General features: G+C 54.6%; 1 pseudogene. It reads right to left on the bottom strand.

Going from position 1 to position 515, the window contains the following annotated elements:
- Positions 1-211: 211 nt before the first annotated feature.
- A pseudogene (locus ACR0B3_RS24565) lies at positions 212-515 on the bottom strand (calcium-binding protein); the annotation flags it as partial.

The raw sequence follows: 515 nt of genomic DNA, 5'->3' as shown, positions 1-515 counted from the left end.
CCAGTGTCGCCGTCCTTGGTTGCGAATTCTTTCATGACGCGTGCTTTATCAGCGGCAGTAATCGACATCGGGGTCTCCTTTAAAGGTTAGAGTTGATGGCGCAGGCCGGGATGTCGTCCAGCACAGGCCCATGGAGAAAACCGCACCGATTCCGATGCGGATGGGCGCGTATAGGCGCATTCACCGCAAATGACAAATGGATTCTGCAGGCTCAACTGGTGAAGGCGTACTGCTCCAACTGGGCTTCGGTCACGAACTGAATATCTTCAACAGTCAGACCCTCTGCGCCAAAAAGCTGAGCGACGTCTTCGCCATTGACCCGAACATGGGTCAAGCTGTTGTTTTCACTGTCCTGTTCGATCGTCAATTCCGGTTCTTCTGGGTTGTCCCAGGTGATCAGAAGCTTGTCGTGACCGATCTGGAAATCCATGATTGTCGTGGCTTCCTGCTCGGGGTCGGACTGCACAACGATCTCGTCCTCACCCTCTCCACCTGTGACCACATCGCCGTCTTCG

Source organism: Ruegeria sp. CE9 (assembly GCF_056537425.1).
This window is presented reverse-complemented; position numbering and strand designations above follow the sequence as displayed.